Consider the following 7434-nt stretch of genomic DNA (forward strand, 5'->3'; position numbering starts at 1 on the left):
GACCTCAGAGACTAGTCGGAGTTAGTCAGTATTGCTGTGGAGGGACGTGAAATTCACGTCCCTCATTTTTTATGCGGCTTTTATGGGGCGTCAATCTATTTTGTGCCGAACAGGCGATCGCCCGCGTCGCCCAATCCTGGAATAATGTAGCCGTGCTCATCGAGTCGCTCGTCGATCGCGGCTGTGTAAACTGGGACGTCCGGATGTTGGTCGTGAAAGTTGTGAATGCCTTCTGGAGCCGCTAATAGGCAGACTAGCTTCAGAGATTTTGGGCTAGTCTCCTTTAGACGACTGACGGCTGCGACTGCGGAGTTACCCGTTGCAATCATTGGATCAACGACGAGCATATCTCGCTCTTCAACGTCGTGTGGCAGTTTGAAATAGTATTCGACCGGAACCAGTGTTGTTGGATCGCGGTACAAACCAATATGCCCAACTCGCGCTGTAGGCATTAGCTGCAGCATGCCATCCAAGATTCCCTGCCCTGCCCGCATAATCGAGACGAGCACCAGCTTTTTCTCTGCTGCTAAAACCGGCGCGTCCATGACGGCTAGTGGCGTCTTGATTGACTCAGTTTTGAGCGGCAAATCTCGCGTTACCTCATATGCCAACAGCATACTAATTTCGGTGAGCAGCGATCGAAACTTTGCGGTGCTGGTTTCGGCACGGCGCATCAGGGTGAGTTTGTGCTGAATTAGAGGATGGTCAATGACGGTAACTTGGGCAGGCATGGAAGTAAGAAATAGGAAACAACGTAGAAACTCAGAATGATGGACTCAGCGTCTGAATCCATCATTCCCTCGCTAAAATACAGTGCCATCGCTGTCGATTTGGATCGGTGGAGTTCCGCCAGGACGTCGCTCAGCGGCAATCCGCCGTCCAGCGGTCCACGTTCCACCCTGGAGAATTTTGACAAGAGACAGGTCAGCCGTGGTTTGGTTAAGCTGCTGCCGAATCGTTTCAGCGAGGCGATCGAGCAGAATTACGGTCAGTGCCCGCCATTCAACGATCACTTCAGAGCTAGGGAGGTGTGCCTGCTGGAAGACGATCGAATCAGTGACCTGCAACAGTCCTAAATCCAGGCACAAACCTCCATTGCGATATTCTGGTAAGCCTGTCAAATTCTCCAGTCCGGTAATCACCAAGCCAAGTTCCTGCAATGGCTCTAGTAGTGAGTAAGTCAACCACTGAGACAGCTTGTGGAAAGGCACCAGCGTTGAATGAGGAACGGCAGGATTCGACAAGGCAGAGTGTAGCCAGACATCGCCAAGGTTGACGCCTGCTAGAGTAAGACGTCCAGCCCAGATGTCGCCAAGCCCTTCTAGTACGGCGGCAAACACCTGACTGGCATCGAGCCGTCCATCCGTTGCTTGCTCCAGCAGGTAGTTAACCAGATTGCCGGGGCGAGGATTTTGCGAGCCAAACAGCCCAGGATGACGCTGGAGTGTTTGACCCAACTGTTGCAGCAGACGGATACGCCCCGCAACCCCAACCAAAGGATTGGTATCGCTAACCTGAAACGCGTTGCTCAGACGAGTGTTGATTAGCTGCCGCAGCCCGATCGCGTCCGCCTGTAATGGAATTGCCGGATTGCTAGAGAACACGCCCTGACAGAACGCGTCAAAGCTGGCAACCGCCAGTCCCTCCGATCGACGAAACACCTCGCCAGTCGCAGGTTCATGGTACTGCCATACCGATCCTGCGCCCGCATCCAGAAGCACACTGACGATCGCCAAGTCAAATTTTGCTTGAGCCGCTTCTACAGGCGATAGACCTGCTAGTTTATCTTTCAACTCTGCGAGGCGCGGTCGTGTACCCACCTCAAAATGTCGCCAACGGCTATGAAACGGAATCTTCAGGTCCGGGTAGCTCTCGCGAGTTACCTGAAGCACGTAGTCTGCCGTGCGCTCAAGCTGGCTCAAGTCACAGCGAAAATAGCGCAGACGATCGGCGCAAGCCAAGTCAAAAAGCTGCCCGCAGCGCTCCCGAATGGCAATGGGAGAGCGCAGGTAAGCGATCGTGGCATCATCAGCAGCAGTCAGCATAGGGGCGAAGCTATTCCGCTAAATTGCGTCCCTTCACGTCTGCCAAGGCAACGTCGTCGGGAACCACACCCTCGGTGTAGTATCCAGCCGCTTTCTTGGCTTCAATTTCTACCTTGGCGTCCGCTGGAATCAGCGCATCGGGAATCGGCACCCGCTCGACGATCGTGATGCCGGATTGAGTGATCGCGTCGTACTTCATGTTGCTCATCGAGATGAAGCGATCGATCTGTGTGACGCCTAACCAGTGCAGCACGTCTGGCATCAATTCCTGGAAGCGCATATCCTGAACGCCAGCAACGCACTCGGTTCGGGCAAAGTAGGCATCGGCGCGATCGCCGCCTTCCTGCCGCTTGCGGGCGTTGTAGACGAGAAACTTTGTGACTTCACCCAAGGCGCGACCTTCTTTGCGCAAATACACAATAATGCCTGCACCACCCTCCTGAGCCGTTTCCACGCAGGCTTCAATTCCGTGCACCAGGTAGGGACGACAGGTGCAGATATCGGAGCCAAACACATCTGAGCCGTTGCACTCGTCGTGTACGCGCACCGCTAGGGGACGATTCGGATCGGTGATTGCCGCAATGTCTCCAATGATGTACACAGTCATGCCGCCGATCGGTGGCAGAAATACCTTTAGATCTGGGCGCGTCACGAGTTCTGGAAACATGCCGCCCGTCTGCTCAAACAGCACCCGACGTAAATCGGACTCCATCACACTGAGCCGCTTAGCAATTCCAGGAAGGTGCCACACGGGTTCGATCGCCGCTTTCGTCACCACCAAATCGCCGCCTGACTTCATCACCGTGCCATCGATGCGCAAGCGTCCTGCTTCAATCGCATCGACCAGTTCAGGCATGTTGATGTGCGCTTTGGTAACGGCGATCGTTGGGAGAATATCGTAGCCCTGCTCATACAGCGACCTGTATGCTTCACCCACCAGCGCACCAAACGGGTCGAGGGAAATGATTTTGTCCGGATCGAACCAGGACGGATGGGGCCCAATGTGTGCGGCGGGAGATGTGTTTGTTAGGTCTGCCCGATGATCAGATTGCAGCCTGCCGCTCGCCACTGCCAACGCGCGGTAGACGCCGTAAGAGCCGGAGTGTGTCCCGATCACGTTGCGGTGAGCGGAGTTCATTAACGTGCCAATGATCGGCCCGCGCTTTAGTGGGTCCGCATCGCCCCACTGGATCGGAATCGGTTTTGGTCCAAAGCGGCTGGGATGCGAGGTAAGAACGATGTGCTTTGGCTTTGACCCTGATTTTTCTGTTGTCATAGATGCTCCCAGGGTGAATCAATGCGTAACCAGGCAGCAGAGGGATTAAGCTTAAGATTCTATCAGTAAGACTCGATCGAGGTGAGTGGTGCAAGCAGCAGATTTTTGTCGCTAGGCTTCGTACAGCTCGATCGGCAGTCCGTCCGGGTCTTTGAAAAAGGTGAAGCGTTTTTCTGTGAGTTCATCGACTCGAATAGGTTCCACAGCAATCGATTTCGCTTCCAGACACGCAACTGCTGCATCCAAATCGTCTACCTTCAGCGCTAGATGTCGCAGTCCGCAGGCTTCTGGGTTATTAACTCGCGGTGGCGGATCGGGAAACGAGAACAGTTCGATCGCAGTTCCGTCTGCGATCTGCAAATCCAGCTTGTAGGAGTTCCGCGTCGATCGAAACGTCTCACGAATAATCGAAAATCCTAAAACCTCTGTGTAGAACTGCTTGGAGCGTTGATAGTCCGAGCAGATAATCGCAACGTGGTGAATGCCGTTTGCCTGCATTGCTCATTACGCGCTTGCTTCGAGTCGGTTGCGGTCCTCGATCGCCTGAATTGCCAGCAGCAACTCTTCTTCCCGCACTTCAAATTCGTCTTCGGGAATGTCGCCCATGTCAAAGGCAAGCTGAAGGGTGAGAAGCTGCTTGCTCAGGTTTTCTTGGTCATCGAGTTCGGCGTCAGCACGTTCCTGAATCTGTTCTGCGATCCAGGCAAGTCCGGTAACAGGAGCAAATAGAAGACGAATCATAAAAGGTTTAGTTGTTAGTAGTTGTCAGTCTTTCAGTCGTTAGCGGTTAGCCCACTTTAAAGTTTGACTAATAGCGCACTAGTCCAAGCGATCGAGCTGAGCGAAATTAAACGGAGCAGTGAAGTTGTTGTAGCGGATAGTGAGACGAGGGTCGAACTGTTGATCAATCTGTTCAACCTGAATGCTGAACTCAGGCTCGTTGTCCCAGGGAATTAGGTAGGCAGCGTTGTAGATCATGGACTCTGTTAGGGTGTCGTTTTCAACAACCTGTCTAGCGAAGGGATTCAGAGCGACGCGAAAGGCATCGACGATCGCCTGTTTCCGGCTAGCGAGGGCGCGCTCGATCGCCTGCCCAATTCTGATTACGTCGTCCATGCTCAAGGACTTCCCCTCCAAACTGTCGCGCTGTGCTTTTAGCGTCGGATTTTCGTCGAGTAGGGCGTGCAGCTCTTGATCGGCTTGCCAAAACACCTTGACGCCAACTTCCCGCAGTCCGGTCAGTTTCGTAAAAAGCTGCTCTAGGCTGGGACCGTGAGGAGCGGTCAACTGCTGCGTCACAGTCTGCCAGTCTTCAATAATGAGTCCAAACTGGAGCGGTAGCAGCGTGCGAAAGCCTGCATCCATTGCTTGCTCTAGCACTTTCTCGTGTCCTAGCAAATTACGCCGGCTCGCCAAATAGCGTTCCTGCTGTGCCTCCGAAAACAAAAAGGCGAACCCATCCACAATTTGCGTGTGCACCGGCTGTTTGTCCAGACCTTCCAGGGTCAGGTCTTGCGGTCCGGGGGTAGGAAAAATGCCGTACAGGTAAAGTCCGTGGCTCATAGGTGCTAAAGCGGTTTAGAGGTAAGCACAAGCTGCAATTTGGCGTGAATCAGGTCAATATCGGCGAGTCCCAGATCAACATTGCCCTGAAGGACAACGCCTGTGTTCAGCAGACGATCGAGCAGTTCCAGAATGGTGGGACTCGCTGACGTTTCACCGGGGTAGTAACCGCCTGCTTTCGGTAGCAGTGTACCCACTTCACCCAGGTCAATATTCAAATCAGCTGGATCGATTTCAAAAACCTCGCAGAGTTGAATCACCTGCTCTTCTAGCTTGCGGAGACTGTCTGCTGCACGATCCAGCTGCTCGTCGCTTAACTCGCCCGCTTCCATGCGGCGAATAATCTGCGCTTCCATTAGTTGACGAATCAGTTCAGTCACCGTTAGCAGCAAGGGAGCTAGTCCTGCCTCTGGTTTAGATTTGGCAGGACTGGAAATCGATTGAATCGGCAATTCAGGTAAAGTCACGGGCGATCGTGGTAGAAATCTGCCTTCATTGTCGCCGAGTGGATTGCTCAGCCTCTACTCTTGCACAGGAGTTAACTGCCGCAATTGGCGCAGCTCGGTTTCTAAGCTGTCCACGCGCTGCTGAAGTTGGCGGTTGGATTCCAGCAAGCTCTGCGATTGAGCGTTAAAGTGGGGATTATTCTCCCACCAGTTGATTCCGATTTCCCTGGCTTTGTCCACTGAAGCAACCAGCAGGCGAATGCGGATGTTTAACAGTTCCGTAGTGGCGACGGAAACGGAAATGTCACCTGCAATCACGATGCCTTTATCGAGTACTCGTTCGAGCACATCTGCCAGGCTTGACCCCTGAGTTGAGGTTGACATAGCTCTAGCCGAGTCTTTGGTTGGGATCATGCTTCCTCCTTCACTGTAAATACGCGATCGCGCTGTACAACGTGTCCTTTCTCCGTCAGGCTCCGGAGTGCATCAATCAATTGAATGCGCTCTAGACCAAGCGCTTGCTCAATTTCAGACGGTCGCGCATTGGGAAACTGCACCAGGTAGGCAAGAATTTTGCGCTCGTGGGGAGTGGTTGCAGCCTCTTCAGTCGTAGTGTCGAGGGCGTCGATCGTCAGCATATCTAGGGCGTCTGCGATCGGCTCTGGTTCTGCTAGATCCACAGCCTCCTCACAGGACGAGCTCAGCAAGTCCTCGCTCAAGCCGATCGCTTCGTTCAGCAAATTCCACAGCATTTTAGTCGCGTCTTCCAGAGACGCGGTCGATCGTGACAGCAGCACATCGCAGCAAAGGTCTCGAAACTCAGCGTTACCCGAATGCACCGTAACTGCGTGGTCGTGACACACTTTCGCAATCATTAAGCAGGCACGCAGCCCGGATGCTTTATCCGTTTGAGTTTTAACGCGAAATGCTTTCACCAGTCGCACGATCAGCAAGGCGCTGGAGCGATCGATCTCCGTCTTCTGCACCACAATCTCTTGCTGTGTCAGCTCATCCGGTTCAGGGATGTTGATTGTCACGAGGCGATCGAGCAGAGCATCCTGGGTAGCGTGAACGCCGCAGTACTCCTCGGGATTCGAGGTGAAAATCGCGCGAAATTGAGGATTGACTCGCAGGTACTCGCTGCGGTTGTGACTCGGCGGCAACACGATCAGCTTTTCTTCTAGCGCCGAGAGCAAAACGTTATTCACTTCTGGGCGAGAGCGGTTGAACTCGTCGTAGACCAGCGTAAATCCTTCGCGGCAGGCGAGCGTCAGGCGAGAATCTACCCAGTTCTGCCGCAGCTCATCCTCTACCTTAACGACACTGTGAATGTAGTTATCGACAACTTTCTTGCGGGTGTAGCCAGACTGATTGCCGATTAAGTCCGAGGTCTTGAATTCGTCATCGCCATAGACCAGCATGATCGGACGGGTAAGTAAGTCTGCCAGGTGCAGCGCCAGTGTGGTTTTTCCGGTTCCAGCGGGACCCCGCAGATGAACTGAGTAGCCAGATTGAAGGTAGCGGAGGGCGCGAACGGCGACGCGATCGATCGCGGGTGTGCTGACAAATCGACGGGGGCTGGCACGAAGAACAGTAGTCATAGGGGCTAGAGGGGGTGAGGTGAGGAGTAAAACAGTTCGCGCTGGTGATTTAGTGGGTGACGGTTAGAGGACCTTGAATGAGATAGAGTCGATCGCGCTGCGTAATTAATCCTTTTTGGAGAAGTGACCTCAGAGCGTCCACTACTTGAAAGCGGTTGATTCCGAGGGAGGATTCGATCTCCGTTAGGCGAGCACCGATCGCGGTGTGAATATAGCTGTAGACTTCCTTTTCGTAGGGCACAGCATCCTGGGGCACCTGAGTGACAGGTTTACGGACGATTGGAATAGGACGCTGCAAGGACTTGACCGGAGTTTTGGTCGTGACCAGGGTTTTGATTGGGGCAGTTGTTGGTGCGGCAGCGGGAGCCGTGTTCGCAATGCAGTTCTGAGGATGACTGGTGCCGCCCCAAACCTCAGAGCGCAGCTGATCGCGGAAGGCGTGGAGTTCACCGCGAAACTTGGCAAACTCTTGAAAGAGTTGCTGCACTTCCACTGCGCGATCG

At 53.8% G+C, this 7434-nt stretch carries 9 protein-coding genes and 1 pseudogene; all 10 read right to left on the reverse strand.

Annotation, left to right across the window (positions count from 1 at the left end; all coding sequences use genetic code 11):
- Window positions 1–95 precede the first annotated feature (95 nt).
- Window positions 96–731 (reverse strand): uracil phosphoribosyltransferase, encoded by a 636-nt coding sequence (gene upp / locus H6F43_RS06550; RefSeq protein ID WP_190341846.1) that lies wholly within the window; start codon window positions 729–731, stop codon window positions 96–98.
- Window positions 732–803: 72 nt separating this feature from the next.
- The gene (locus H6F43_RS06555) at window positions 804–2045 is read right to left on the reverse strand and encodes a URC4/urg3 family protein (RefSeq protein ID WP_190341848.1); all 1242 of its coding nucleotides are present in this window, start codon (window positions 2043–2045) and stop codon (window positions 804–806) included.
- Between the two features lie 10 nt (window positions 2046–2055).
- On the reverse strand, window positions 2056–3321 hold the full coding sequence (locus H6F43_RS06560) for a GTP cyclohydrolase II (RefSeq protein ID WP_190341849.1): 1266 nt from the start codon (window positions 3319–3321) through the stop codon (window positions 2056–2058).
- A 111-nt stretch (window positions 3322–3432) separates the two neighbouring features.
- Window positions 3433–3819, reverse strand: a complete 387-nt coding sequence (locus tag H6F43_RS06565; RefSeq protein WP_190341851.1) for a VOC family protein — start codon at window positions 3817–3819, stop codon at window positions 3433–3435.
- 6 nt (window positions 3820–3825) lie between these two features.
- The gene (locus H6F43_RS06570) at window positions 3826–4062 is read right to left on the reverse strand and encodes a gas vesicle protein GvpG (protein WP_190341853.1); all 237 of its coding nucleotides are present in this window, start codon (window positions 4060–4062) and stop codon (window positions 3826–3828) included.
- 78 nt (window positions 4063–4140) lie between these two features.
- Window positions 4141–4884: a GvpL/GvpF family gas vesicle protein gene (locus tag H6F43_RS06575; protein WP_190341855.1), complete on the reverse strand. Its 744-nt coding sequence runs from the start codon at window positions 4882–4884 to the stop codon at window positions 4141–4143.
- Between the two features lie 5 nt (window positions 4885–4889).
- Entirely contained in the window at window positions 4890–5351 is a 462-nt protein-coding gene (locus H6F43_RS06580) for a gas vesicle protein K (RefSeq protein WP_347272377.1), read from the reverse strand.
- Between the two features lie 54 nt (window positions 5352–5405).
- A complete protein-coding gene (locus H6F43_RS06585; RefSeq protein WP_190341856.1) occupies window positions 5406–5744 on the reverse strand; it encodes a gas vesicle protein in 339 nt (112 codons plus the stop codon).
- Window positions 5741–6931: a gas vesicle protein GvpN gene (gvpN, locus tag H6F43_RS06590; RefSeq protein ID WP_190341858.1), complete on the reverse strand. Its 1191-nt coding sequence runs from the start codon at window positions 6929–6931 to the stop codon at window positions 5741–5743. Before gvpN ends, H6F43_RS06585 begins: the two co-directional genes overlap by 4 nt.
- Before the next feature lie 49 nt (window positions 6932–6980).
- Window positions 6981–7434 (reverse strand): annotated as a pseudogene (locus H6F43_RS06595) (hypothetical protein); the annotation flags it as partial.

The organism is Leptolyngbya sp. FACHB-36 (assembly GCF_014695955.1).
Classification (GTDB): Bacteria; Cyanobacteriota; Cyanobacteriia; order Leptolyngbyales; family Leptolyngbyaceae; genus FACHB-36.